The organism is Marichromatium sp. PS1 (assembly GCF_041155115.1).
Taxonomy (GTDB): Bacteria; Pseudomonadota; Gammaproteobacteria; order Chromatiales; family Chromatiaceae; genus Marichromatium; species Marichromatium gracile.
This window is the reverse complement of the sequence record NZ_BAAFHB010000002.1, coordinates 369,012-391,539: the sequence shown is the minus strand read 5'-3', so window position 1 is coordinate 391,539 and position 22,528 is coordinate 369,012. Positions and strand designations below refer to the sequence as shown.

25 protein-coding genes are annotated in these 22,528 nt (G+C 70.5%); 19 read left to right on the top strand and 6 right to left on the bottom strand.

The features are described 5' to 3' along the window. Window positions 1-55: 55 nt before the first annotated feature. A complete protein-coding gene (locus ACAM26_RS03020) occupies window positions 56-460 on the top strand; it encodes a hypothetical protein (RefSeq protein ID WP_132228281.1) in 405 nt (134 codons plus the stop codon). A gap of 36 nt (window positions 461-496) precedes the next feature. Here ACAM26_RS03020 and ACAM26_RS03015 read toward each other — a convergent pair whose 3' ends face one another. After that, window positions 497-721 (bottom strand): hypothetical protein, encoded by a 225-nt coding sequence (locus ACAM26_RS03015; RefSeq protein ID WP_062272772.1) that lies wholly within the window; start codon window positions 719-721, stop codon window positions 497-499. A 185-nt stretch (window positions 722-906) separates the two neighbouring features. Here ACAM26_RS03015 and ACAM26_RS03010 point away from each other — a divergent pair, with 185 nt between their 5' ends. After that, entirely contained in the window at window positions 907-1,377 is a 471-nt protein-coding gene (locus ACAM26_RS03010) for a tRNA (cytidine(34)-2'-O)-methyltransferase (protein ID WP_123142803.1), read from the top strand. 39 nt (window positions 1,378-1,416) lie between these two features. Here ACAM26_RS03010 and ACAM26_RS03005 read toward each other — a convergent pair whose 3' ends face one another. The 4 genes from ACAM26_RS03005 to ACAM26_RS02990 all read right to left on the bottom strand — a co-directional run bounded on the left by ACAM26_RS03005 (window position 1,417) and on the right by ACAM26_RS02990 (window position 4,022). Further along, window positions 1,417-2,427: an NAD(P)H-dependent glycerol-3-phosphate dehydrogenase gene (locus ACAM26_RS03005; RefSeq protein WP_123139069.1), complete on the bottom strand. Its 1,011-nt coding sequence runs from the start codon at window positions 2,425-2,427 to the stop codon at window positions 1,417-1,419. After that, window positions 2,424-2,918, bottom strand: a complete 495-nt coding sequence (gene secB / locus ACAM26_RS03000; protein ID WP_123139068.1) for a protein-export chaperone SecB — start codon at window positions 2,916-2,918, stop codon at window positions 2,424-2,426. Before secB ends, ACAM26_RS03005 begins: the two co-directional genes overlap by 4 nt. A gap of 147 nt (window positions 2,919-3,065) precedes the next feature. After that, entirely contained in the window at window positions 3,066-3,503 is a 438-nt protein-coding gene (locus ACAM26_RS02995; RefSeq protein ID WP_062272671.1) for a rhodanese-like domain-containing protein, read from the bottom strand. A gap of 156 nt (window positions 3,504-3,659) precedes the next feature. Continuing rightward, window positions 3,660-4,022, bottom strand: a complete 363-nt coding sequence (locus tag ACAM26_RS02990) for a helix-turn-helix transcriptional regulator (RefSeq protein ID WP_123139067.1) — start codon at window positions 4,020-4,022, stop codon at window positions 3,660-3,662. Between the two features lie 183 nt (window positions 4,023-4,205). Here ACAM26_RS02990 and ACAM26_RS02985 point away from each other — a divergent pair, with 183 nt between their 5' ends. The 12 genes from ACAM26_RS02985 to ACAM26_RS02930 all read left to right on the top strand — a co-directional run bounded on the left by ACAM26_RS02985 (window position 4,206) and on the right by ACAM26_RS02930 (window position 16,287). Next, the gene (locus tag ACAM26_RS02985; RefSeq protein WP_369613099.1) at window positions 4,206-5,579 is read left to right on the top strand and encodes a murein hydrolase activator EnvC; all 1,374 of its coding nucleotides are present in this window, start codon (window positions 4,206-4,208) and stop codon (window positions 5,577-5,579) included. Then, the gene (locus ACAM26_RS02980) at window positions 5,576-6,943 is read left to right on the top strand and encodes a S41 family peptidase (RefSeq protein ID WP_123142802.1); all 1,368 of its coding nucleotides are present in this window, start codon (window positions 5,576-5,578) and stop codon (window positions 6,941-6,943) included. Before ACAM26_RS02985 ends, ACAM26_RS02980 begins: the two co-directional genes overlap by 4 nt. A 54-nt stretch (window positions 6,944-6,997) precedes the next feature. Continuing rightward, on the top strand, window positions 6,998-7,552 hold the full coding sequence (locus ACAM26_RS02975) for a DJ-1 family glyoxalase III (protein WP_123139065.1): 555 nt from the start codon (window positions 6,998-7,000) through the stop codon (window positions 7,550-7,552). Between the two features lie 60 nt (window positions 7,553-7,612). Further along, window positions 7,613-8,659: a glycosyl transferase gene (locus tag ACAM26_RS02970; RefSeq protein ID WP_369613098.1), complete on the top strand. Its 1,047-nt coding sequence runs from the start codon at window positions 7,613-7,615 to the stop codon at window positions 8,657-8,659. Further along, window positions 8,656-10,530 carry a polysaccharide biosynthesis protein gene (locus ACAM26_RS02965; protein ID WP_369613097.1) on the top strand — a complete coding sequence of 625 codons (1,875 nt, stop codon included), beginning with the start codon at window positions 8,656-8,658 and terminating at the stop codon, window positions 10,528-10,530. The genes ACAM26_RS02970 and ACAM26_RS02965 overlap by 4 nt, the downstream gene beginning before the upstream one ends. Further along, complete coding sequence (gene gspE, locus ACAM26_RS02960) at window positions 10,509-12,188, top strand: type II secretion system ATPase GspE (protein ID WP_369613096.1); 1,680 nt, start codon at window positions 10,509-10,511, stop codon at window positions 12,186-12,188. The genes ACAM26_RS02965 and gspE overlap by 22 nt, the downstream gene beginning before the upstream one ends. Window positions 12,189-12,192: 4 nt before the next feature. Beyond that, the gene (locus tag ACAM26_RS02955) at window positions 12,193-13,401 is read left to right on the top strand and encodes a type II secretion system F family protein (protein ID WP_369613095.1); all 1,209 of its coding nucleotides are present in this window, start codon (window positions 12,193-12,195) and stop codon (window positions 13,399-13,401) included. 77 nt (window positions 13,402-13,478) lie between these two features. Further along, on the top strand, window positions 13,479-13,904 hold the full coding sequence (gene gspG / locus ACAM26_RS02950) for a type II secretion system major pseudopilin GspG (protein WP_123142797.1): 426 nt from the start codon (window positions 13,479-13,481) through the stop codon (window positions 13,902-13,904). 4 nt (window positions 13,905-13,908) lie between these two features. Continuing rightward, complete coding sequence (locus tag ACAM26_RS02945; protein ID WP_123142796.1) at window positions 13,909-14,364, top strand: GspH/FimT family pseudopilin; 456 nt, start codon at window positions 13,909-13,911, stop codon at window positions 14,362-14,364. Then, the gene (locus ACAM26_RS02940; protein ID WP_369613094.1) at window positions 14,361-14,753 is read left to right on the top strand and encodes a prepilin-type N-terminal cleavage/methylation domain-containing protein; all 393 of its coding nucleotides are present in this window, start codon (window positions 14,361-14,363) and stop codon (window positions 14,751-14,753) included. The genes ACAM26_RS02945 and ACAM26_RS02940 overlap by 4 nt, the downstream gene beginning before the upstream one ends. Continuing rightward, window positions 14,750-15,451, top strand: a complete 702-nt coding sequence (locus ACAM26_RS02935) for a prepilin-type N-terminal cleavage/methylation domain-containing protein (protein WP_369613093.1) — start codon at window positions 14,750-14,752, stop codon at window positions 15,449-15,451. The genes ACAM26_RS02940 and ACAM26_RS02935 overlap by 4 nt, the downstream gene beginning before the upstream one ends. After that, complete coding sequence (locus ACAM26_RS02930; protein ID WP_123139056.1) at window positions 15,448-16,287, top strand: general secretion pathway protein GspK; 840 nt, start codon at window positions 15,448-15,450, stop codon at window positions 16,285-16,287. Before ACAM26_RS02935 ends, ACAM26_RS02930 begins: the two co-directional genes overlap by 4 nt. Before the next feature lie 10 nt (window positions 16,288-16,297). On the opposite strand, the gene ACAM26_RS02925 is transcribed toward ACAM26_RS02930, so the two are convergent. Beyond that, the gene (locus tag ACAM26_RS02925) at window positions 16,298-16,906 is read right to left on the bottom strand and encodes a hypothetical protein (RefSeq protein WP_123139055.1); all 609 of its coding nucleotides are present in this window, start codon (window positions 16,904-16,906) and stop codon (window positions 16,298-16,300) included. Between the two features lie 316 nt (window positions 16,907-17,222). Between ACAM26_RS02925 and ACAM26_RS02920 the strand changes: the two genes are divergently transcribed. Genes ACAM26_RS02920 through pilQ form a run of 5 tightly spaced genes read left to right on the top strand, consistent with a single transcriptional unit; the run spans window position 17,223 to window position 22,272 of the window. After that, window positions 17,223-18,290, top strand: coding sequence for a pilus assembly protein PilM (locus ACAM26_RS02920; protein ID WP_123139054.1), 1,068 nt, complete (start codon window positions 17,223-17,225; stop codon window positions 18,288-18,290). A 2-nt stretch (window positions 18,291-18,292) separates the two neighbouring features. Beyond that, a complete protein-coding gene (locus tag ACAM26_RS02915; RefSeq protein WP_123139053.1) occupies window positions 18,293-18,862 on the top strand; it encodes a PilN domain-containing protein in 570 nt (189 codons plus the stop codon). Window positions 18,863-18,917: 55 nt separating this feature from the next. Beyond that, a complete protein-coding gene (locus ACAM26_RS02910) occupies window positions 18,918-19,532 on the top strand; it encodes a type 4a pilus biogenesis protein PilO (protein ID WP_123139052.1) in 615 nt (204 codons plus the stop codon). After that, a complete protein-coding gene (locus tag ACAM26_RS02905; protein ID WP_123139051.1) occupies window positions 19,529-20,050 on the top strand; it encodes a pilus assembly protein PilP in 522 nt (173 codons plus the stop codon). Before ACAM26_RS02910 ends, ACAM26_RS02905 begins: the two co-directional genes overlap by 4 nt. A gap of 20 nt (window positions 20,051-20,070) precedes the next feature. Further along, the gene (gene pilQ / locus ACAM26_RS02900) at window positions 20,071-22,272 is read left to right on the top strand and encodes a type IV pilus secretin PilQ (RefSeq protein ID WP_123139050.1); all 2,202 of its coding nucleotides are present in this window, start codon (window positions 20,071-20,073) and stop codon (window positions 22,270-22,272) included. Window positions 22,273-22,528: the final 256 nt, after the last annotated feature.

The window sequence follows — 22,528 nt, the reverse complement described above, 5'->3', positions numbered from 1 at the left end:
CTAGGTCGACGAGGCCCGGACGTCGTGGACCGGGCATGGCGATGGAGTGAGTCGAGTGGACAGCATCAGTATCGATCTCAAGGGCTCGACGGTCGATGCCGTCGAGCAGCGCGGCGGGCAGCTGCGGATCCATTTCTCGCGCGCCTATCAGCTCAAGACCATGACCGGCTCGCGCGAGCGGACACGCTGGTGGCAGGCCGGAACCCTGGTGTTCGACGGGGCCGACGAGACCGTCCTGCCCCCTCCGGGTGAGCTGTGCTGCAGCGGTGGCGAACTCGAGGACAACCTCTATGTCTATCGCGACATGATCCCGGTGCCCTTCGAGAGCCGGGGACGGGTGGGGTGCAGTCTGGAGTTCGAGGGGCTGGAGGCGCCGCTGGTGGTGCGGGGCGAGGCGGTGCGGCTGGAGCTGGAGGCGGTGCCTCGATATATCGAGCACCTGCGCCCGGAGACGGGGTGACTGCGGCGGCCCCGGCGGCTGCCGGGGCCTGTCGGGTCAGAGTCGCGAGGACCCGACGAGTTCGTGGGCGATGTCGACGACACGGTTGGCCATCGTCATGTACTCGTCACGGTAATTGGCCAGCAGGCCCTCTTGGGACCCCCAGTAGTCCTTACCCGAGACGCCGTTTTCGTGTTCGTAGTCGATGAACTGCTGCTGCATCTCGACCATCTTCTCGATCAGCGCTTGCTTCTCTGCTTTCAGCGCGGCGATGTCACTCATGGACCTGTCCCCCACTATGGCGTGAGCCGTCTGCGACGGCGAATTTAGCAAATGCCGAAGTCTTAATATATCATGCGTCCGCGCGCCGGGGACAACCGTTAAACCCTGGTGCGCGGGCGGATATCTCGCCGTCCGCAAAGGATTTTCCTCCGCCCTCCGCTGCTTCCTGACGAGTCCCGCCCGCGATGTTCGATATCATCCTCTACGAGCCCGAGATCCCGCCCAACACCGGCAATGCGATCCGTCTGAGCGCCAACGCCGGGGCCCGGCTGCACCTGATCGAGCCGCTCGGTTTCGTGCTCGAGGACAGCAAGCTGCGTCGCGCCGGGCTCGATTATCACGAATGGGCGGAGGTTCGCGTACACGCCTCGCTCGAGAGCTGTCTCGGGCAGCTCGCCCCGCGGCGGCTGTTCGCGCTCACCAGTCATGGCCAGGTGCCCTATACCGAGCCCGACTACCAGCCCGGCGATGCGCTGCTGTTCGGTCCGGAGACCCGGGGGCTGCCGCGCGCGCGCATCGAGGCGCTGCCCGAGTCGCAACGGCTCTATATCCCGATGTGTCCGGGCAATCGCAGTCTCAATCTCTCCAACGCGGTCGCGGTGGTGGTCTTCGAGGCCTGGCGCCAGCAGGGGTTTGCCGGTGCCGCGCCACGCTGAGGGCGGGCGCCCGGACCGCGTGCGGTCCGGGCGTGGGGGTCAGTGGAACTCGGGCTTGGGTTCGCGCTCGAGCAATGCCTGGGTCGCCTGTGCCGGCGAGACCCCGGCGTGGAGCACCAGATAGACCTGTTCGCTGATTGGCATCTCGATGCCGAGACGCTGGGCCAGGCCGTGGATCGCCTTGGCGGTGATCACGCCCTCGACCTCCTGGCCGATGCGCGCGCGTGCCGCCTCGATGCTCTCACCCCGGGCCAGCGCCAGCCCCATGCGGCGGTTGCGTGACTGGTCGTCGGTGCAGGTGAGCACCAGGTCACCCATCCCGGCCAGCCCCATGAAGGTCTCGGGGCGGCCGCCGAGTGCCTGACCGAGCCGGATCAGCTCGGCCAGACCGCGGGTGATCAGCGCCGCACGGGTGTTGGCGCCGAAACCGAGACCGTCGGCGATGCCGGTGGCGATCGCCAGCACGTTCTTCGCCGCGCCGCAGATCTCCACCCCGACCATGTCGCTGCTGGTATAGGCGCGGAAGCGCCCGCCGTGGAGCAGGCCGGCGACGTGTTGGGCGAAGGGCTCGCGTTCGGCGGCGACGGTGACCGCCGTCGGCAGGCCGTCGCCGACCTCGCGGGCGAAGCTCGGCCCGGAGACCACCGCCAGCGGGCGCTCGCCGAGCTCCTCCTGGGCGACCTGATGGAGCAGCTGATTGCTGCCCGGGTCCAGCCCCTTGGTCGCCCAGGCCACGCCGAAGCCCTTGGAGAGGTGTGCGGCGAGCTGACGGGCGACGGTGCGGAAGGCATGGCTCGGCACCACCACCAGACAGTCGCTGGCGTCGGCCAGGGCCTCGGCGAGCGAGGCGGTGGGGATCAGCCCTTCGGGCAGCGCCACGCCGGGGAGGAACTGGCGATTCTCGCGGTCGCGCTGGAGTGCCGCGATCTGTTCCGGCTCATGACTCCAGAGCCGTACCTGATGGCCGTTGGCCACCAGCTGCAGCGCCAGCGCCGTGCCCCAGGAGCCGGCGCCGATGACTGCGATCCGGGCGCTGGGGGTGGTGCTCAATGCTGGACCGCCTCGGCCGGCTCGGTGCCGCCCTGCTGGGCCTCCTGCTGGGCGCGCTGCTGCTGGTGCTGGGCGAAGAGCATGTCGAAGTTGACGTGCTGCAGCACCAGTTGCGGGAAGCTGCCCTTGACCACCAGGTCGGAGACCACCTCTCGGGCATAGGGGAAGAGCAGGCTCGGGCAATAGGCGCCGAGCATCGGGCCGAGCTCCTGTTCGGGGAAACCGGCGATGTTGAAGATGCCGGCCTGCTGCACCTCGACGATGAAGGCGGTCTTGTCGCCGACCTTGACCGTCACCGTGACCTCGAGCACCACCTCGTAGTGGTCCTTGTCGAGATCATTGATCCTGGTGTTGAGGTTGAGGGTGTGCTTCGGGGTCCAGTCGCCGCGGAAGAGTTCGGGCGCGTTGGGGGACTCGAAGGAAACATCCTTGATATAGACGCGCTGGACGGAGAATTGACGCTCGGGGGTCTGCTGTTGCTTGTCGGCCATGCCGCGATTCCTGTGTCTGGTGGTGCCCCCGACGTCCTTGACTGGCGTCGGGCGGCGGGAACGGATCGGGCCCGGCCCCGGCGCGCCGGGACGGGGCGAGGGTGCCCGCGCTCGCGCGGGCCGATCAGGCCCGCCGCGCGGCGGGGCTCAGCGCTTCTTCTTGCCGCCGCGGGCCAGCGGCAGGCTCGCCGCCTCCCAGCCCATGATGCCGCCGCGGAGGTTGTAGACCTCCTCGAAGCCCTCCTTGCGCAGCTGGGCGCAGGCCATCTGCGACTGCGAGCCGGAGCGGCAGTTGACGATGATCGGCTTGCCCTTGTGCTTGGCGACGGTGGCGAGCTGATTCTTGAAGCCGTTCATGGGGATGTTGATGGCGTTGAGGATGTGACCCTTGGCAAAGTCGGCCGCCGGGCGCACGTCGATCACCACCGCATCCTGGCGGTTGATCATCTCGGTGGCCGCGAGCGGTTCGACGCTGCCCTTGCTGCCGACGATCAGGTTGTGGATGAGCAACCCGAGGATGACGACGAGCGCCAGGAACAGGAGCCAATGGTTGCCCACGAACTGGACGAGCTGGTCTAGCGACATCGCGATGCAGTCTCACATGAATGTTGGAGCGCCGCCCGCGTGCCGCCCGTCACCGCTGCTGATCGGGGTGCGGCGGCGAGATCGCGCGAACCGGCGCTGGTGCAAAGGGGGTTCAGAGTATAAGGAGCCGCGGCGGTGGGCGACACCCCGGAGGTGTCAGCGCACGTGCTGACAGAAGACCTCGCGCATCATCCCGATCAGCTGCAGGGTGCGACCGTCGCTGACACGGTAGTAGACACGGTTGGCGTCCTTGCGCGAGGCCAGGATACCCTTGTCGCGCAGGATCGCCAGATGCTGGGAGATATTGCTCTGCGAGGTGCCGACATGGTCGACGATCTCCTGCACGCTGACCTCCTGCTCGCCGAGCGTGCACAGGATCTTCAGTCGCAGCGGATGCGACATCGCCTTGAGCGAACGCGAGGCGCGTTCGATATCCGCGTCGTCGGCGAACAGGTCGAGTGGCTCGGAGCCGGCGGCGTTGAGGATCGGGGGAGGAGACTGGCTCAGCTTGCTCACCATCGTGATCGTGTCTAATCAATGTTTCACCATATGATGATAAACGCTTTGCCCGTCAAGCGCGATGCGGCGCGCTGTGAGCCGAATCCGCCCGGATCGATCGCGGATGCCGGGGCTGGGGCGGCGACCGCGCACGCCGCGGCGGAGAGCGCATCATCGAGCAGACATTGACCGGGGGTGGGTGAGTTGAACGCGGCGTCCTGTGTCCCTCGTGCCTGGCCGTGGCTGTGTCTCTGCACGCTGCTGGCGGTCGCGGCGCCGACGGCCGGCTCCGAGCCCGCGCTCGAGACGCGCCAGCGCGACCTCGTCGAGCTCGAGCGCGAGGTCGAGCGCCTCGGCACCGCGCTGGCCGATCAGCAGCGCACCCGTGGCGAGCTGATCGCCGCGCTCGAGGGGCACGAGCGTGAGATCGCCCGACTTGCGCTGGCCGAGCGCGAGATCGCGCAGCAGGAGACCCGTCAGCGCGTCCGTGCCGAGGCGCTCGCGCAGCGTCGCCTCACCGCACGCGCCGCGCTCGACGGCCAGCTCGGCGAACTGGCCGAGCTGGTGCGTACCGCCCACGTGGTCGGGCGCGCCGACCGGTTGCGGCTGCTGCTCAATCAGGAGGACCCGGTTCGCGCCGGGCGGGTGCTGTCCTACTTCGCCTATCTCAATCGCGACCGGGTGCAGCGCATCGATCGGGTACGCGGCGAGATCGAGCGTCTCGCCGCGCTCGCCGCCGCCGCCGCCGAGCAGGCCGCGTTGCTGGCCGAGCTCGGCGCCGAGCGGGGCGCGACGCGCGCCCGGCTGGAGGCCGCCCAGGACGAGCGCGAAACGGTCCTTGCCGCGCTCGAGACGGCGATCGCCGCGCGTCGTGACGACCTCGCCGCGCGTCGCGCCGATGCCGAGACGCTGCGTCGGTTGATCGAGCACCTGCGTCAGCGCGCCGCCATCCAGGCCGAGCTCGAGATCCGTCGCGATCCCTTCGCCGCGCGCAAGGGGCGGCTGACCTGGCCGCTCATCGAGGGCCGGGTGCTGGCCGGCTTCGGCAGCCGCAAGGCCGACTCCCAACTGCGTTGGGACGGCGTGCTGCTCGCCGCTGAGGCCGGCGAGGAGGTGCATGCGGTCTACGACGGCCGGGTGGTCTACGCCGACTGGCTGCGCGGCTTCGGCCTGCTGCTGGTGCTCGAGCACGGCGACGGTTTCATGAGCCTCTATGGCCACAACCAGGCGCTGACCAAGGAGGTCGGCGAGTGGGTCGGCGCCGGCGAGGTGATCGCACTCAGTGGCAACAGTGGCGGCCAGCCGCGCCCGGCGCTCTATTTCGCCATCCGCCACGACGGCAAGCCACAGGATCCGACCCAGTGGTGCAGTCGTCCCGGCGCGCGCGCTGCGCTCGGTCACCCACCGCTCGCCGGGAACATGTCGCCGCGCGCGTCGTCCAATGCGCCGTTGCCCGGGGCGGCGCTGTCGGCGCGTGCGGAAACATGCGATCCTTACGCCATCAGGGATGTCCGCGGTGCGCCGGTCGGCCGCCGCGTCGCCGAATCCATCATCGATCGAGAGATCCCCGCGTCATGATGATCATGCCTCGTCCGCTCGCCCTGGCCCTGGGGCTGTTGCTCGCCGTCGGTCCGTCGGCGTATGCCGCCGAACCCGCCGGTGATGAGATCGCCGCCGCTGACACCGCCTCCGAGGCGCTGCCGCTCGACGAGCTGCGCACCTTCGCCGAGGTCTTCGGTCGCATCAAGACCGACTATGTCGAGTCGGTCGCCGACGGCGAGCTGCTCGAGAGCGCCATCCGCGGCATGCTCGCCGGACTCGATCCGCACTCGGCCTATCTCGACGCCGAGGAGTACCGCGACCTGCGTGTCGGTACCAGCGGCGAGTTCGGCGGACTCGGCATCGAGGTCGGCATGGAGAACGGCTTCGTCAAGGTGATCGCGCCGATCGACGACACCCCGGCACAGCGCGCCGGGCTGCGCGCCGGCGACCTGATCGTGCGCATCGACCACAAGCCGGTGAAGGGGATGAGCCTCAACGATGCCGTCGAGCTGATGCGCGGCGAGCCCGGCACCGAGGTGGTGCTGATGCTGATGCGCGAGGGCGAGGAAGCGCCGCTGGAGCTGACCCTGGAGCGCGCCGTCATCCAGGTCGAGAGCGTCAGGAGCCGGGTGCTCGAGCCCGGCTACGGCTATGTCCGCATCGCCCACTTCCAGTCGCGCACCGCCGAGGACATGACCGCGGCGATCGAGACGCTGAAGGCGGGCGAGACCCCGCTCGCGGGGCTGGTGCTCGACCTGCGCAACAACCCCGGCGGGGTGCTCAACAGCGCCGTCGGGGTGAGCGACGCCTTCCTCACCGGCGGGCTGATCGTCTATACCCAGGGGCGCGATCCGAGCAGCCGGCTCGACTTCAAGGCCGGTCCCGACGACGTGCTCGACGGCGCCCCGCTGGTGGTGCTGGTCAACGGTGGCAGCGCCTCGGCTTCGGAGATCGTCGCCGGCGCGCTGCAGGATCAGCGCCGCGCCATCGTCATGGGTGCCCAGACCTTCGGCAAGGGCTCGGTGCAGACCATCGTCCCGGTCGACGACGAGACCGCGCTCAAGCTCACCACGGCGCGCTACTACACCCCCTCCGGGCGCTCGATCCAGGCCCAGGGGATCAGCCCCGACATCCTGCTCGAGCGCGGCGAGTTCCGCCCCCTCGCCGGCGCCTCGGTGGAGCCGCTCAAGGAGGCCGATCTGGTGCGTCATCTCGACGATCCGGACGGGGACGGGACGGTTCCGGTCGAGGCGGACGAGCCCGCCGAGGCCGCGACCACCGAGTCGCTCGACGCCGAGGTCGAGCCGACGCCGTTGCGCGCCCGCGACGACTACCAGTTGCTCGAGGCGCTCAACGTGCTCAAGGGTGTCAACATCCTCGGGCGGTCACGCGCCGATTGAGTGCGCCCCTGGCCGCCGATCCATCCATCACTGCAAGTTAAGGAGTGTCAAGCCATGCCCAGGGTACTCGTCCCGCTCGCCGAAGGTCTCGAGGAGCTCGAGGCGGTGACCATCATCGATCTGCTGCGTCGCGGTGAGGTCGAGGTGGTGACGGCCGCGCTCGGTGCCCGTGAGGTCACCGCCAGTCACGGTACCGTGCTGGTGGCCGACACCTCCCTCGACGCGGTCGCCGATGAGCAGTTCGACATGGTGGTGCTGCCCGGCGGCCTGCCCGGCGCCGATCATCTCGATCAGGACCCGCGGGTGCGCGCCCTGCTCCAGCGCCATCACGCCGCCGGCGCCTATACCGCCGCGATCTGCGCCGCGCCCAAGGCGCTGGCCAACCTCGGGCTGCTCGACGAGCGTCGCGCCACCCACTATCCGGGCGCGCTCAATGCCGCCGACTTCCCGCGTGCCGAACTGGTCGACGCCCCGGTGGTGATCGACGGCAAGGTGGTCACCGGCCGTGGCCCCGGCACCGCGATGGACTTCGCCCTGGAGCTGCTCGAACTGCTGCAGGGCAGCGAGTGTCGCGCCCGGGTCGAGACGGGGCTGACACGCGCCGCCTGACCCCTTCCCGATGCAACCGCGCCCGGCCCGCGCCGGGCGCCGACCTCGAACCATTCCGAGATGATCCCACAGACCCCGATCCTGGCCGTGGCGGTGCTCGCCGCCCTGCTCCTGAGCGCGCTCGCCACGCGCTGGCTGTCTGCGCGCGCCGGCACCCGGTTCGGTGCGCTCGACGTCCCCAACGCCCGCTCGCTGCACAGTGCGCCGGTGCCCCGCACCGGCGGTCTGGCGGTGCTGCTGGGGCTGGCGCTGCCGCTGCTCGCGCTCGCCGTGCTGGGGCTGGTGCCGGGCGTGCTCGGCTGGATCGCACTGGCGCTGGCGCCGGTGGCGGCGGTCGCCTTCGTCGACGACCTCGGCGAGGTCGCGCCGCGCTGGCGGCTGCTCGCCCAGGTGCTCGGCGCGCTGGTGCTGATCGCCGTCGGGTTGCGCTGGGGCGTGGTCGAGCTGCCCGGGGTGGCGTGGGCGCTGCCGCTGGTCGCGAGTCTGCCGCTGACCCTGCTGGCGGTGGTGTGGATGACCAATCTCTACAACTTCATGGACGGCATGGACGGGCTGGCGGCGAGCATGACCCTGTTCGGTTTCGGTGCCCTGGCGCTGCTCGGCTGGAACGGCGGCGAGCCGGGCTATGCCGCCGTCGCCGGTTGCGTGGCCGCTGCCGGTGCCGGCTTCCTCAGCGGCAATTTCCCACCGGCGCGGATCTTCCTCGGTGACGTCGGCTCGGCCTCGCTGGGGCTGCTGGCGGCGGCCCTGGCGCTGTGGGGCGCGCAGCTCGGGTTGTTCCCGCTGTGGGTGGCGCTGCTCGCCTTCTCGCCCTTCGTGGTCGATGCCACCTGGACCCTGCTCGTACGGCTCGCGCGCGGCGAGCGGGTGTGGCAGGCGCATCGCTCGCACCACTACCAGCGCCTGGTGCTCGCCGGCTGGTCGCACCGCCGCACCCTGCTGCGTGCCCAGCTGCTGATGGCCGCCGCCAGCGCCTGCGCGGTCGCCGCGCCGGGGCTGGTGGCGCGCGATCAGTGGCTGGTGATCGGTGCCTGGTGCGCGATCTATCTGCTGGTGCACCTCAAGGTCGGGCTGGTCGAGCGCGCCGCCGCGGGGTCGCGCGCATGAACCCGGTGCTCGACCGGCTGCGCTCGCGCACCGCCGCCTTCGCCCACGATCTCGTCACCATCCCCGCGGCCTGGCTGCTGGCCTACTGGCTGCGCTTCAACCTCGGCGAGATCCCCCCCGAGTTCCTCGCCGGGGCGCTGCAGGCGCTGCCCTGGGTGATGCTGGTGCAGGGCAGCGTCTATTGGGCCTTCGGGCTCTATCGCGGGGTGTGGCGCTTCGCCTCGCTGCCGGACCTGATCCGTATCCTCAAGGCGGTGGTGGTCGGCTCGCTGCTGGTGATCGCGGTGCTCTTCATCGTCAACCGCTCGCTGGCGCTGCCGCGCTCGGTGCCGGTGATCTATCTCGGCCTGCAGCTGGCGCTGCTGACCGGGCCGCGCCTGCTCTATCGCTGGCTCAAGGATCGCAAGCTCGACCTCTCCGGCGGTCAGCGGGTGCTGATCGTCGGTGCCGGGCGCGCCGGCGAGATGCTGGTGCGCGATATGCTGCGCGACCCGCGCCGCGCCTATGTCCCGATCGGCTTCCTCGACGACAAGCTGCGCCGTCAGGGCAGCGAGGTCCACGGCGTGCCGGTGCTGGGGTCGACCACGGCGCTGCCGGCGCTGGCCGCGCGTCACGACGTCGAGCTGGTGCTGCTGGCGGTGCCGAGCGCCGGGGCGCGACAGATGCGCCGTCTGGTGGCGCTGTGCGAGCGCGCCGGGGTGGCCTTCCGCACCGTGCCCGAGCTGGCCAGCCTGATGCGCGGCGAGGTCAGCATCGGCCAGCTGCGCCCGGTGTCGATCGAGGATCTGCTCGGGCGCGACCCGGTGCGGCTCGATTGGTCGGGGATCTGTGCCGGGCTCTCGGGACGGGCGATCCTGATCACCGGCGCCGGCGGTTCGATCGGCTCGGAGCTGGTGCGCCAGCTCGCCGGCGCCGCCCCCGAGCGACTGATCCTGGTCGACAGCTGCGAGTACAACCTCTATCGCATCGAGCTGGAGCTGCGCGAGCGCCACCCCGGGCTGGCCTTCTCGCGCCACCTGCTCGACGTCACCGACGCCACCGCGATCGATGCCCTGTTCGCCGCCGAGCGCCCGGCGATCGTCTTCCACGCCGCCGCCTACAAGCACGTGCCGATGCTCGAGGATCAGGTCGGGGTGGCGGTGCGCAACAACGTCGGCGGCACCCGGGTGGTGGCCGAGGCGGCGGTCGCCCACGCCTGCGAGCGCTTCGTGCTGATCTCCACCGACAAGGCGGTGCACCCGGCCAACGTGATGGGTGCGACCAAGCGGCTGGCCGAGGCGCTGTGCCAGCGCCTCGATCGCGCCGAGGGCTGCCGCTTCATCACCGTGCGCTTCGGCAACGTGCTCGGCTCGGCCGGGAGCGTGGTGCCGCTGTTCCGTCGTCAGCTCGAACGCGGCGGTCCGCTCACCGTCACCCATCCCGAGATCGAGCGCTTCTTCATGACCATCCCCGAGGCCTGCCAGCTGATCATGCAGGCGGCGGCGATCGGCGAGGGCGGCGAGATCTTCGTTCTCGACATGGGCGAGCCGATCCGCATCGCCTATCTCGCCGAACAGATGATCCGGCTCGCCGGGCGCGAGCCCGGGGTCGACGTGGCCATCGAGTACGTCGGCCTGCGCCCCGGCGAGAAGCTCTACGAGGAGCTGTTCTACGACGGCGAGGACCTGGTCGAGACCGCGCACCCGAAGATCCGCGCCGCGCGCGGCGCCGGGGTCGCGCTCGATCCAGATCGCCTCGAGGCGCTGTGCCGCAGCGCGGTCGATGGCGACGAGCGCGCCGCCCGCGCGCTGCTGCAGGGGCTGTTGCCGGAGTGGCAGAGCCCGGTGATCGCGCCGGAGGGCGCCTGCGCATGTCCGCCGCCCCCGAGCTGAGCGCGGCCGAGTCCGCGGCGCTGACGCGTCTGGCGCGCGCCGGCCGGCTCACCGAGAGCGATCTGGCGCGCGCCCGGCGCCTCGCCGAGGAGGGCGGCGAGGCACTGCTGCCGATGCTGTTGCGGCTCGGGTTGGTGGCCGAGCGCGCGCTCGCCGAGGCGCTGGCCGCCGAGCTCGGGCTCGAACTGGTCGAGTCCGAGCGCTTTCCGGGTGCGCCGGTGGCCGAGGAGCGCTTCACCCCGCGTTTTCTCAAGGACGCCCGGGTGTTGCCGCTGGCCGAGCGCGACGGCGTGCTGGAGGTCGCACTCGCCAACCCCGCCGATCCCTTCGTCGTCCAGGCGGTGCGACTCGCCGCCGCCGGCCCGGTGCGTCTGGCGGTGGCGCTGCCGAGCGTGCTCGAACAGAGCTTCGAGCGGCTCTACGAGGCCGCGCCCGAGCCCGCGGCGGAGGAGCCGAGCGGCGAGATCGACGCCACCGACATCGAGCAGCTCAAGGACCTCGCCAGCGAGGCCCCGGTGATCCGCATGGTCAACCAGCTGCTGCAGCGCGCCGTCGAGGCGCGCGCCTCGGACATCCATCTCGAGCCCTTCGCCGACACCCTGCGGGTGCGCTATCGCGTCGACGGCGTGTTGCAGGAGGTCGAGGCGCCGCCGGTGCGCTCGAGCGCGGCGGTGATCTCGCGGGTCAAGATCATGGCGCGGCTCAACATCGCCGAGCGCCGCCTGCCGCAGGACGGGCGCATCCCGCTGCGGGTGCAGGGGCGCGAGCTCGATCTGCGCGTCTCCACGGTGCCGACCCTGTTCGGCGAGAGTCTGGTGATCCGGCTGCTCGACAAGGAGCGGGTGCGCTTCGACCTCGATGCCCTCGGCTTCGACGGCGCGCTGCGCGCGCGGCTCGACCGGGTGCTCGAACACCCCTACGGCATCCTCCTGGTCACCGGGCCGACCGGCTCGGGTAAGAGCACCACGCTCTACACCCTGCTCGCGCGGCTCAACACCGAGTCGCGCAAGATCATCACCGTCGAGGACCCGGTCGAGTACCAGCTTGCCGGGATCAACCAGATCCCGGTGCGCCCGGCCATCGGCATGACCTTCGCTAGCGCACTGCGGGCGATCGTGCGTCAGGACCCGGATGTGATCATGGTCGGTGAGATGCGCGACCTGGAGACGGCGCGCATCGCGGTGCAGTCGGCGCTGACCGGACACTTGGTGCTCTCCACCCTGCACACCAACGATGCCGCAAGCGGTGCTACCCGGCTGCTCGAGATGGGGGTCGAGGACTATCTGCTGACCTCCACCGTCAACGGCATCCTCGCGCAGCGGCTGATACGGCGGCTCTGTCCCCACTGTCGTGCGCGCTATCGCGCCGACGCCGAGCTGGCCGCGCGACTCGGCCTCGCCACGGACGCGCTCGAACTCCACCGCGCCGTCGGCTGCGACGCCTGTCGCGGCACCGGCTATCACGGCCGGGTGGTGATCGGCGAGCTGCTGCTCCTCTCCGAGGCGGTCCGTGCCGCTGTGCTCGATCATGCCGGGGCCGCCGAGATCCGCCGCATCGCCCGTGCCGAGGGCATGGTGACCCTGTTCGAGGACGGGGTGACGAAGGCGCGCGCCGGGCTGACCAGCATCGAGGAGGTGCTGCGGGTGGCCGAGGACTGAGACCATGGCGCGCTTCCAGTTCCGCGCAGTCAGGCTCGAGGGCGAGACGCTCGACGGCGAGCGCGAGGCGCCGGATCTGGCGGCGCTGCGCGCGCAGCTGCAGCACGAGGGCCTGCTGGTGCTGGAGCTGCGCCCGGCCGGCGGGCTGCGGGCGCGGTTGCGCGCGCGCGCGCGTCGTCGGCTCGGGCGCGCCGAGGTCACCGCGCTGACCCGTCAGCTCGCCACCCTGCTGGAGTCGGGCATGGCCCTCGATCGTGCGCTGCAGATCCTCATCGAGCTGGCCGCCGCGGGGCCGACCACCCGGGTGCTCGGCGACCTGCAGCAGCGGGTGCGCGGTGGTGCGAGCTTCTCGACCGCGCTCGCCGAGCAGGACGGTCAGTTCTCCAGGCTCTATGTCAGCATGGTGCGCGCGGGCGAGGCCGGCGGCGCGCTCGATCGCGTGCTGGGGAGTCTGGCCGATTATCTCGAACGCATCGCCGAGCTGCGCCAGACGGTGATCTCGGCGCTGGTCTACCCGGCGATCCTGGTCACGGTGGCGGGGCTGACGGTGGCCCTGTTGCTGATCTTCGTCGTCCCCCAGTTCGCCGGGCTGTTCGCCGACATGGGCGCGACCCTGCCGCGCTCGACCCGCATCCTCATCGGTCTCGGCGAGCTGCTGCGCGACCACTGGTGGGTGCTGCTCTGTCTGCCTGCACCGATCGCCCTGGCGCTCGAACGCTGGCTGGAGGATCCGGCGCGCCGCGTCCGGCTCGATCGCCGCCTGCTCGGGCTGCCGCTGGCCGGTGCGCTGTTGTGGCGGCTGGAGACGGCGCGGCTCTGTCACACCCTCGCCACCCTGCTCGGCAACGGTCTGCCGCTGGCCGGCGCGCTCGATCTGGCCCGCGAGGTGGTGACCAACCGCGCGCTCGCCGAACGGCTCGAGGCCGCCGGCGACGAGCTGCGTCGCGGGCGTGGTCTGGCCGGTCCGCTGGCGCGCCACCAGGCGCTGCCGCCGCTGGCGCTGCAGATGGTCCGGGTCGGCGAGGAGTCGGGCGGGCTGGAGCCGGTGCTGGCGAAGGTCGCGACGATCTACGACCGCGAGACCCGCGCCGCGGTGCAGCGCCTGCTCGCGTTGCTCGAACCGGCGCTGATCCTCGGTCTCGGGGTGGTGGTCGCCGGGATCATCCTCTCGATCCTCGGCGCCATCCTCGGCGCCAACGCCCTGGTGGTCTGAGGTCGGCGCGGGCGTTTGCCCGTGCTTTCCCCGGCCCTCTAGAATGGCCTCCCCTTCACTCGCGTATCGGCATTGCCATGGATTCTCAGCGTTCGCGTACGTACGGTTTCACCCTGGTCGAGCTGCTGGTGGTGCTCGCCATCCTCGGACTGCTCGCCGGGGTGGTCGGTCCCCAGGTGATGAAGTTCCTCGACAGCTCCAAGAGCAAGACCGCCAAGCTGCAGGTCGACAGCCTCGCCGCCACCCTCGATCTCTACCGGCTCGAGGTCGGGCGCTATCCGAGCACCAGCGAGGGGCTCGAGGCGCTGGTGCGCAATACCGCCGACCTCGACACCTGGAACGGCCCCTATCTCACCAAGGGCGAGGTGCCCACCGACCCCTGGGGCAACCCCTATCATTACCGTTTCCCCGGCGAGCACGGCGGTTTCGACCTGTGGACCTTCGGCGCCGACAACCGCGAGGGCGGCGAGGGCGAGAGCGCCGACCTCCACAGCTGGGACTGAGCGCGTGCGCGCCGCTCGCGCGCCCGGGTTCACCCTGGTCGAGCTGCTGGTGGTGCTGGCGATCCTCGGCCTGGTGCTCGCCGCGCTCCCCGGCGCCTTCAGCGCCGCGCTCCCCGGGGTCGAGGCCAAGGCTGCGGCGCGGCGCACGGTGGCCGCGCTGCGCCTGACGCGCGAGCGGGCGATCCGCGAGGCCCGCGCCGAGGCGCTGCTGGTGCGCCCCGCCGCGCACCGTCTGGAGCCGCCGGGTGCGGCGCCGGTGCAGCTGCCGCGGCGTCTGGCGCTGCATCTGGAGACGGCCCGCGCCGAGCTGGTCGGTGCGCGCGCCGGGGCCATCCGTTTCTTCCCCGACGGCAGTTCGAGCGGCGGGCGCATCGTGCTGAGCGCCGAGGGGCGCGGCTATCAGGTCGGGGTGCACTGGCTCACCGGGCGGGTGTACATGGCCCCCTGGAGCGCGCCATGAGCCGGGCGCGCGAGCGCGGCTTCTCGCTGCTCGAGGCGGTGGTCGCCTTCGCCATCCTCGCCCTTGCCCTCGGGGTGCTGCTGGAGATCTTCTCGCGCGCCTCGCTCGCCAGTCAGCGCGCGACCATGCTGGCACGCGCCTCGGCGCTCGCCGAGTCGCGCCTGGCGCTGGTCGACGGCGGTGCCGTCGACCTCGTCCCCGGGGTGATCGAGGGCGGCGAGACGGCGGGGATGCGCTGGAGCCTGGCGATGATCCCGCTGGCGCGCGCCGGGCTCGCCGCCGGCGATCCCCAGCCCTACCGGGTCGAGGCGCGGGTGCGCTGGGTCGAGGCCGGGCGCGAGCGTCGGCTGGTGCTGCCCACCCAACGTCTCGGCGCGCCGCAGCCATGAGACCGAGTCCGCGCCGCCGCGCGCGCGGCTTCACCCTGCTCGAACTGCTGGTGGCGCTGGCGCTGCTCGGGCTGATCGCGACCCTGGTGTTCGCCGGTCTGCGCCTCGGTGCGCGCACCTGGGAGGCGGTCGATGCCCGCGCCGAGGCGCTCGCCGAGCTGCGCGCGGTGCATGGTTTCGTCGGTCGCGCGCTGCGTCAGGGGCGGGCGCTGGCGCTGACCCGCGAGGACGGCGTGCACCCGGTGTTCGCCGGTGACAGCGAGCGTCTGGAGTGGGTTGCGCCCTTGTCGACCCATGTCGGCCTGCCCGGTCTGCATCTGCTGCGTCTGACCCGCGAGCGGGGTCCGCGCGGCGAGGTGCTGATGCTCACCCACTGGCTGTTCCATCCCGAGGTGCTCGCCGGCGCGTCCGGTACGCCGCCCTGGGTGGCGCTGGCCGATGAGCCGCCAGCGCCCGGTGCGCCGGGCGAGGAACTGGACCTGGGCGACGGCGCCTTTGGCCGGACCCTGCTGCTGGCGGGGCCGATGCGCTTCGAGCTGGCCTATTACGGCACCCGCGAGGGCGAGCCGGGCCCGGCCTGGCATCGCGACTGGCTGGGTCAGCCGCGCCCGCCGCGGTTGGTGCGGATGCGGTTGCGCACCGCGGCGCTCGACTGGCCCGAGCTGGTGGTGGCGCTCGCCGATGAGGCGGCGCGATGAGTGCGTCGCGTCAGCGCGGGGTGGCGCTGCTGCTGGTGCTCTGGGTGCTGGCGCTATTGACGGTGATGGCCGCCGGGCTGACCGCCACCGGGCGCAGCGAGTTGGCGCTGGTCGACAACGCGCTCGCCGCCGCGCGCTTCCGCGCCGCCGCCGATGCCGCGCTCGCCGAGGTGGCGCTACGCCTGACGCTGCCGCCGGGGCGGCTTGGCGAGCCGCTGTGGCGGGTCGACGCCACGCCCCATCCCTGGACCTTCGGCGGCGAGCGGCTGGAGGTCCGCATCCAGGACCTCGGCGGGCTGATCGATCTCAACCGCGCCGACCCGCAGCGGCTCACCGACCTGTTGCGGGTCCTCGGGGTCGAACCGGGGCGAGCCGGACGGCTGGCGGCGGAGATCGTCGACTGGCGCGATGGCGATGCATTGACCCGCGCGGGGGGCGCCGAAGACGCCGATTACCGCGCCCTCGGTCGCGCCTTCGGGGCCCGCGATGGCGATCTGCCGCTGGTCGACGAGCTGGCGCTGCTGCCGGGGATGACGCCCGAGCTGGTCGCGGCGCTGGCGCCGCTGACGCGGGTGACGGGTGACGCTGGCGGGATCGCGCGCGCCTTCGCCCCGGCGGCGGTGCTCGCCGCACTCGACGGTCTCGGGCTGGAGCAGGCGCAAGCACTGCGCGCGGCGCGCGAGATCGATCCCAGGCTGCGCGGTGGGCCGCGCTATCGCGTCGAGGTGCGCGCCCGCGACGGTGGCTGGCGGTTGCTGGCGCTGCTCGAACTCGGTGCCGACCCGGGGCGCCCCTATCGCGTGCGCTGGCGCCGTCTCGTCTATCCCGGCGCCTGAGCCGGGCGGTTCAGACGCCGGGCTCGGCGAGCAGCCGCTCCAGGGCGGGGAGGTCGGCGCCGCGCCAGGGGCGGTCGTCGACCGGGTCGAGCGGCGGCTGGCGCCGCGCCCGTGGCGGCAGCACGATCAGCTCGAAGGGCTGGTCGCCGGCGACGAAGCTGAAGGCGGGGTGGGCATTGCGGGCACCGCCGGGATAGCGCAGGGTGCGCTCGCCCTCGTCCCAGGGAATGCCCTGGTCGTGGAGACGGAAGAGCACGTCCTCGGGGCGCTCGGCATAGAGCAGCAACTCGACCCCGAGGCTGGGGTCGCCGACGCCCTGCAGCGCCGCGCCGACCAGTCGCGGCGAGAAGTCGGCGAGGTTGCGCATCGCCCCGGCGGCGGCCTCGCGCATCCGCCGCAACTGCGCGGCGTCGTCGTCGCGGAACAGCCGGCGCTGGGTCAGCAGCGCCTCCTGCACGGTCTCGTTGTCCGGCCAGTGCCGACGGTCGCGGATGCCGGTGCGGGTGGCGGCCTTGCGTCTGGCCCGGTCGAAGTCGGACAGGCCCTGTTCGATCATGATGCGCGCGGCCTCGTAGGCCATTCGCGCACGCAGGGCGTCGGTGCGCGCTCGTGCGGTCATCGCTGAACCCCTCCGCTCGTTCGCCGGTCCCGCCGGGGCGGGTCTGTGGACGACCATCGCGGGCGTCGTCACGCCCGTATCGGCACCGACACTAGCATGGCCGACGGCGGCGGCGGAAGGGTGTTCCGGCAAGGGCACCGTGCGTGGCGCGGCGATGAGCTCGGTTGTCGGGGCGCGGACCGGGTGGTGGTGCCGCCAGGATGGTCGTCGCGACGATGAATGCTCGCGAAAGCGCAAAATTTTGATATCTTTAGAGCCATTATCGTAGAAGTCGGTTTACCCGCTCCGGGTACGATCGAGCAGACGAGATCACTGAATGTTCGGCCTCATCAGCAAGAACCGTACACTGATCGGTGTCGATATCGGCTCGACCTCGGTCAAGCTCATCGAACTCTCGCGCGGGCACGCCAACGCCTCGAGCGGGTTGCGCCTCGAGCACTTCGCCATCGAGCCGCTGCCGGCCAATGCGGTCGCCGAGAAGAAGATCGTCGAGTCCGAGGCGGTGGGCGAGACCATCGCCCGTGCGGTGAGTCGCTCGGGCACCGAGACCAAGCGTGCCGCCGTGGCGGTGGCCGGCTCGGCGGTGATCACCAAGATGATCGTGATGCCGGGCGGACTCGAGGACGCCGAGCTGGAGAGCCAGATCGAACTCGAGGCCGACCAGTACATCCCCTATCCGCTCGAGGAGGTCAATCTCGACTTCGAGGTGATCGGTCCCTCGCAGACCAACCCGGGGATGATCGACGTGCTGCTCGCCGCCTCGCGCACCGAGAACGTCGACGACCGGGTCAACGCCCTCGAGACCGCCGGGCTGGTGCCGGCGATCGTCGATGTCGAGGCCTATGCCATGGAGAACGCCTGCGCGCTGCTGCTCGAGGAGGACGGCGAGCCGGGCGCGACCGTCGCCCTGGCCGACGTCGGCAGCGCGACCACCACCCTGCACGTGCTCCACGAGGGGCGCATCGTCTATACCCGCGAACAGAACTTCGGCGGGCAGCAGCTGCGTGACGAGGTGCAGCGTCGCTACGGCTTCTCGCGTGAGCAGGCGGCGGCGAAGATCCTCGACGGCGATGTCGCCGAGGGCTACGACATCGATGTGCTCGCGCCCTTCAAGGAGGCCTTGGCGCAACAGATCGGCCGTGCGCTGCAGTTCTTCTATTCGGGCACCAGCTACAACCGGGTCGACCGGCTGGTGATCTCCGGCGGCGTGGCCTCGCTGCCCCGGCTCGATCAGCTCGTCAGCGAGCGACTGCGTATTCCGACCACCATCGCCAATCCCTTCGCGCGCATGACCCTGGCCCCGACGCTCGACGCCCAGGCGTTGATGCGCGAGGCGCCGGGGATGATGCTCGCGCTCGGCCTGGCCCTGCGGGGAGTGGACTAGAAATGCCACGGATCAACCTGCTGCCGTGGCGCGAAGAGGCGCGACAGCGGCGCAAGAAGGAGCTGGCGATCGCCGCCGGCGCGGCGCTCGGCGCGACCCTGGTGCTGGCGGTGCTGGTGCACCTTCATTACGACGGGCGCATCGCCTATCAGGAGAGTCGCAACCAGCTGTTGCAGCAGGAGATCGCCCAGCTCCAGCGCAAGATCCGCGAGATCGACCGGCTCGAGCAGACCAAGGCCGACCTGCTTGCGCGCATGGAGGTCATCCAGAACCTGCAGCAGAGTCGGCCCGAGATCGTCCACCTGTTCGAGGAGCTGGTGGTGACCATCCCCGAGGGGGTCTATCTCAACCGTCTCGAGCAGAAGGGGCGTTCGGTGGTGGTCGAGGGGCGCGCCCAGTCCAACGCCCGGGTCTCGGCCTTCATGAGCAGCATCGAGTCATCGGACTGGGTCGGCAATCCGCGGCTGATGCTGATCGAGAACAAGGACAAGACCGGGACCGGGCTGAGCCACTTCCGGCTGTCCTTCGATCAGGTCCGCCCCGGCGGCGAGGACGAGGACCAGCCGGCATGATCGGCGCGACACGTGGCTCGCCCCCGACGGAGACCGCGACGCGGCGGAGATCGTCATGGATCTGAATCAACTCAACGAACTCGATCTCAGCACCATCGGCGACTGGCCGCTGCCGGCCAAGGCGGCGGTGATCGCGGTCGGCTGTCTGCTGCTCGGCGTCGCGGCCTACCATTTCGACATCAAGAATCAGCTGATGCTGCTCGAGACCGCCGAGCGTCAGGAGCAGCAGCTGCGTGCCGATTTCGAGAAGAAACAGCGCAAGGCGGCCAACCTCGCCGGCTATCGTCAGCAGCTCGCCGAGATGGAGGAGTCGTTCGGCGCCATGCTGCGCCAGTTGCCGAACAAGACCGAGGTCGCCTCGCTGCTGATCGATGTCTCCCAGACCGGGCTGGCCAACGGGCTGGAGTTCGAGCGCTTCGAGCCCGAGGGCGAGAACCAGCGCGACTTCTACGCCGAGCTGCCGATCCGGATCCGCGTCAACGGCAGCTATCACGAGTTCGGTCGATTCATCAGCGGGCTCGCGGCGCTGCCGCGCATCGTCACCATCCACGACATCGAGATCGAGCAGCCCGGCGGTCGCGACCGGGATGTCGCCGAGGCGGGGCGCAAGCTCTCGCTCGATGCCACCGTCAAGACCTATCGCTATCTCGACGAGGGGGCGGCGCAATGAACCGGATCCGCCTGTCCGTCCCGGTCGCCGCGCTGCTGGTGCTGGCCGGCTGTGGTGGCGGCAACATGTCCGATCTCGAACGCTATGTCGGCGAGGTCAAGTCGCGTCCGCCGCGTCCGGTCGAGCCGCTGCCCGAGATCCAGCCGGTCGACAGCTTCGTGTTCGACCCCGGCGATCGACGTGACCCCTTCGTCCCCGATCGCGGGCTCGCCCCGCTCGCCGCCGAGGAGAGCGACAACGGTCTGGCGCCCGACCCCAATCGCCGCAAGGAGGTGCTCGAGGGCTATGCACTCGATGCCTTGCGCATGGTCGGGACGCTCGAGCAGACGGACCTGCGCTGGGCGCTGGTGCGGACCCAGGACGGGGTCCTGCACCGGGTGCGGGTCGGCAACTACATGGGGCTGAACAACGGGCAGATCGTCAGCATCGACGAGGACTCGATCGAGCTCATCGAGATCGTCGCCGACGCCCCGGGGCAGTGGCGCGAGCGCGACGCGGCCCTGGAGCTTTCCGAATGATTTCTGGAGGGGACCCCGGCATGAACGCACCATCTCAATCCGATGCACGCCTCGGGAGGGCGCTGGCGCGCGGCGTGCGCCGGCCGGTCGTGTCGCTGTGCCTTCTGCTCCTGCTGCTCGCCGGCTGGAGCACCGCGACGATGGCCGTGGAGCTGCGCGACGTGCAGTTCGCCGCCCAGCCCGGCAACCGGGTCGAGATCCAACTCGAGCTCTCGGCGCCGGTGAGTCCGCCCGAGACCTTCGCCACCGATGCGCCGGCGCGGATTGCGCTCGACTTCCCCGGGGTGAGCAACGGGCTCGATGAGCGCTCGCTGCCGATCGGCATCGGTTCGGTGCACAGCCTGGTGGCGGTGGAGGCGAGCAATCGCACCCGGGTGGTGATCAATCTCAGCGATCCCGTCCCCTATCGGGTGAGCAGCGAGGGCAACCGGGTGCGTCTGATCATCGAGACCCAGGCCGACGCGGCCGGCTCGCCGCCGAGTCGGCAAACGACAGCGGCGCTGTCCCGACCGACCGCGACGCGCGCGCCGTCGACGCCGGCCTCCGGCGGTTCGGTGCGCGATATCGACTTCAGACGCGGCGCCGAGGGTGAGGGGCGGGTGCTGATCCGTCTGCCCAACCCCGAGACCCGGGTGACGGTGCGCGAGCAGGGGCGGCGGGTGATGGTCGAACTGCACGACACCTCGCTGCCGCGCCGGCTGTTCCGCCGACTCGACGTGGTCGACTTCGCCACCCCGGTGGTGGCCGTCGAGTCGCGCCCGCGCGGGCGCAACGTCGAGGTCGCGGTGGAGACCGGCAGCGATTACGACTACATGGCCTATCAGACCGACGACCTCTTCACCCTCGACTTCCGTCCGCTGACCGCGGCGGAGAAGGAAGAGCAGCTGCGCAGCAAGGTCGTCTACGAGGGCGAGCGGCTGTCGCTGAACTTCCAGGACATCGAGGTGCGGGCGGTGCTGCAGGTGCTGGCCGACTTCACCGATCTCAATCTGGTGGCCAGCGACACCGTCACCGGCAACATCACCCTGCGGCTGAAGAACGTCCCCTGGGACCAGGCGCTCGACATCATCCTCAAGACCAAGGGACTGTCGATGCGCCGTACCGGCAACGTCATCATGGTTGCGCCGACCGAGGAGATCGCCAGCCAGGAAGAGCTGGAGATGCGCTCGATGCAGAAGATCGAGGAGCTGGCGCCGTTGCGCTCGGAGTTCATCCAGGTCAACTACGCCAAGGCCGCCGATCTCGCCCGTCTGCTCAAGAGCGAGGAGAACCAGCTGCTGACCAAGGATCGCGGCAACGTCACCGTCGACGAGCGCACCAACACCCTGCTGGTGCAGGACACCGCCGCGCGGCTCGAGGACATCCGCGGCATCGTCACCCGGCTCGACGTACCGGTGCGCCAGGTGATGATCGAGTCGCGGGTGGTGATCGCCGAGAGCAACTTCGCGCGCGATCTCGGCGTGCGCTTCGGGCTGTCGACCTCGTTCGGCGCCGCGGGCGGCAACGAGGTGATGATCGCCGGCGCCCAGCCCGGCACCCTCGAGATCGGTGGCTTCGACAAGGGCCCCTTCGGTCTCAACGTCGACACCGGCAGCCCCTACAACTCCGGGATCATCGACGAGGACGACAACCAGACCCTGATGGTCGACCTCGCCGCCCCCAACCCATCCGGCGCGGTCAACTTCCTGATCGGCAAGGTCGGCTCCTATCTGCTCCAGCTCGAACTCTCGGCGATGCAACAGGAGGGACGCGGCGAGATCATCTCCAGCCCGCGGGTGATCACCTCCGATCAGCACCAGGCGACGATCAAGGTCGGTCAGCAGATCCCCTATCAGACGGTGTCGCAGAACGGCACCCAGACCCAGTTCAAGGACGCGGTGCTGCAGCTCGACGTCACCCCGCACATCACCCCCGATGACAGGGTGATCATGGACCTGTTGGTCAACAAGGACGCGCCCAACTATACCAACGAGACCGATAGCGGCATCGCCATCGATACCCGCTCGGTGGAGACCTCGGTGCTGGTCGACAACGGCGAGACCGTGGTGCTCGGCGGCGTCTACGAGCGCACCCGCGGCTTCAAGAAAGAACAGGTGCCCTGGCTCGGCGACATCCCGGTGGTGGGACGGCTGTTCAAGCAGGAGCTGCGAGAGGATAACAACAGCGAACTGCTGATCTTCGTGACCCCCAAGATCCTCCGCGGCGATCTCGCGCGACGCTGATGGCGCCGTCCCGGCGCCCTCGGGAACCCGCATCTTTCCCGGGGATGCCGGCGTTTTTTTCGCGTATCCGGGACGCAACTTACCCCATGGGGCTAGAATGTCGCGCGAGCCGGGCGTTGCCCCGCTCCGCTGATGGGCGCGCTCGACCCGTCCCGCCGTGCCTGCGACCGCATGCGTGCCGGGGTGCCCGGTCGATCGTCCATGTCATCCGAGGGCTGCCTGGGGAGTCGGTCTCGAGCCGGGCAAGGCGTGCACG

Bases quoted from the DNA above. Each gene is read 5' to 3' on its own strand.
- ACAM26_RS03015 (WP_062272772.1), bottom strand. From the start codon at position 721: ATGAGTGACATCGCCGCGCTGAAAGCAGAGAAGCAAGCGCTGATCGAG.
- ACAM26_RS03010 (WP_123142803.1), top strand. From the start codon at position 907: ATGTTCGATATCATCCTCTACGAGCCCGAGATCCCGCCCAACACCGGC.
- secB (WP_123139068.1), bottom strand. From the start codon at position 2,918: ATGGCCGACAAGCAACAGCAGACCCCCGAGCGTCAATTCTCCGTCCAG.
- ACAM26_RS02995 (WP_062272671.1), bottom strand. From the start codon at position 3,503: ATGTCGCTAGACCAGCTCGTCCAGTTCGTGGGCAACCATTGGCTCCTG.
- ACAM26_RS02990 (WP_123139067.1), bottom strand. From the start codon at position 4,022: ATGGTGAGCAAGCTGAGCCAGTCTCCTCCCCCGATCCTCAACGCCGCC.
- ACAM26_RS02980 (WP_123142802.1), top strand. From the start codon at position 5,576: ATGATGATCATGCCTCGTCCGCTCGCCCTGGCCCTGGGGCTGTTGCTC.
- ACAM26_RS02975 (WP_123139065.1), top strand. From the start codon at position 6,998: ATGCCCAGGGTACTCGTCCCGCTCGCCGAAGGTCTCGAGGAGCTCGAG.
- ACAM26_RS02970 (WP_369613098.1), top strand. From the start codon at position 7,613: ATGATCCCACAGACCCCGATCCTGGCCGTGGCGGTGCTCGCCGCCCTG.
- ACAM26_RS02965 (WP_369613097.1), top strand. From the start codon at position 8,656: ATGAACCCGGTGCTCGACCGGCTGCGCTCGCGCACCGCCGCCTTCGCC.
- gspE (WP_369613096.1), top strand. From the start codon at position 10,509: ATGTCCGCCGCCCCCGAGCTGAGCGCGGCCGAGTCCGCGGCGCTGACG.
- ACAM26_RS02955 (WP_369613095.1), top strand. From the start codon at position 12,193: ATGGCGCGCTTCCAGTTCCGCGCAGTCAGGCTCGAGGGCGAGACGCTC.
- gspG (WP_123142797.1), top strand. From the start codon at position 13,479: ATGGATTCTCAGCGTTCGCGTACGTACGGTTTCACCCTGGTCGAGCTG.
- ACAM26_RS02940 (WP_369613094.1), top strand. From the start codon at position 14,361: ATGAGCCGGGCGCGCGAGCGCGGCTTCTCGCTGCTCGAGGCGGTGGTC.
- ACAM26_RS02935 (WP_369613093.1), top strand. From the start codon at position 14,750: ATGAGACCGAGTCCGCGCCGCCGCGCGCGCGGCTTCACCCTGCTCGAA.
- ACAM26_RS02930 (WP_123139056.1), top strand. From the start codon at position 15,448: ATGAGTGCGTCGCGTCAGCGCGGGGTGGCGCTGCTGCTGGTGCTCTGG.
- ACAM26_RS02925 (WP_123139055.1), bottom strand. From the start codon at position 16,906: ATGACCGCACGAGCGCGCACCGACGCCCTGCGTGCGCGAATGGCCTAC.
- ACAM26_RS02920 (WP_123139054.1), top strand. From the start codon at position 17,223: ATGTTCGGCCTCATCAGCAAGAACCGTACACTGATCGGTGTCGATATC.
- ACAM26_RS02915 (WP_123139053.1), top strand. From the start codon at position 18,293: ATGCCACGGATCAACCTGCTGCCGTGGCGCGAAGAGGCGCGACAGCGG.
- ACAM26_RS02910 (WP_123139052.1), top strand. From the start codon at position 18,918: ATGGATCTGAATCAACTCAACGAACTCGATCTCAGCACCATCGGCGAC.
- ACAM26_RS02905 (WP_123139051.1), top strand. From the start codon at position 19,529: ATGAACCGGATCCGCCTGTCCGTCCCGGTCGCCGCGCTGCTGGTGCTG.
- pilQ (WP_123139050.1), top strand. From the start codon at position 20,071: ATGAACGCACCATCTCAATCCGATGCACGCCTCGGGAGGGCGCTGGCG.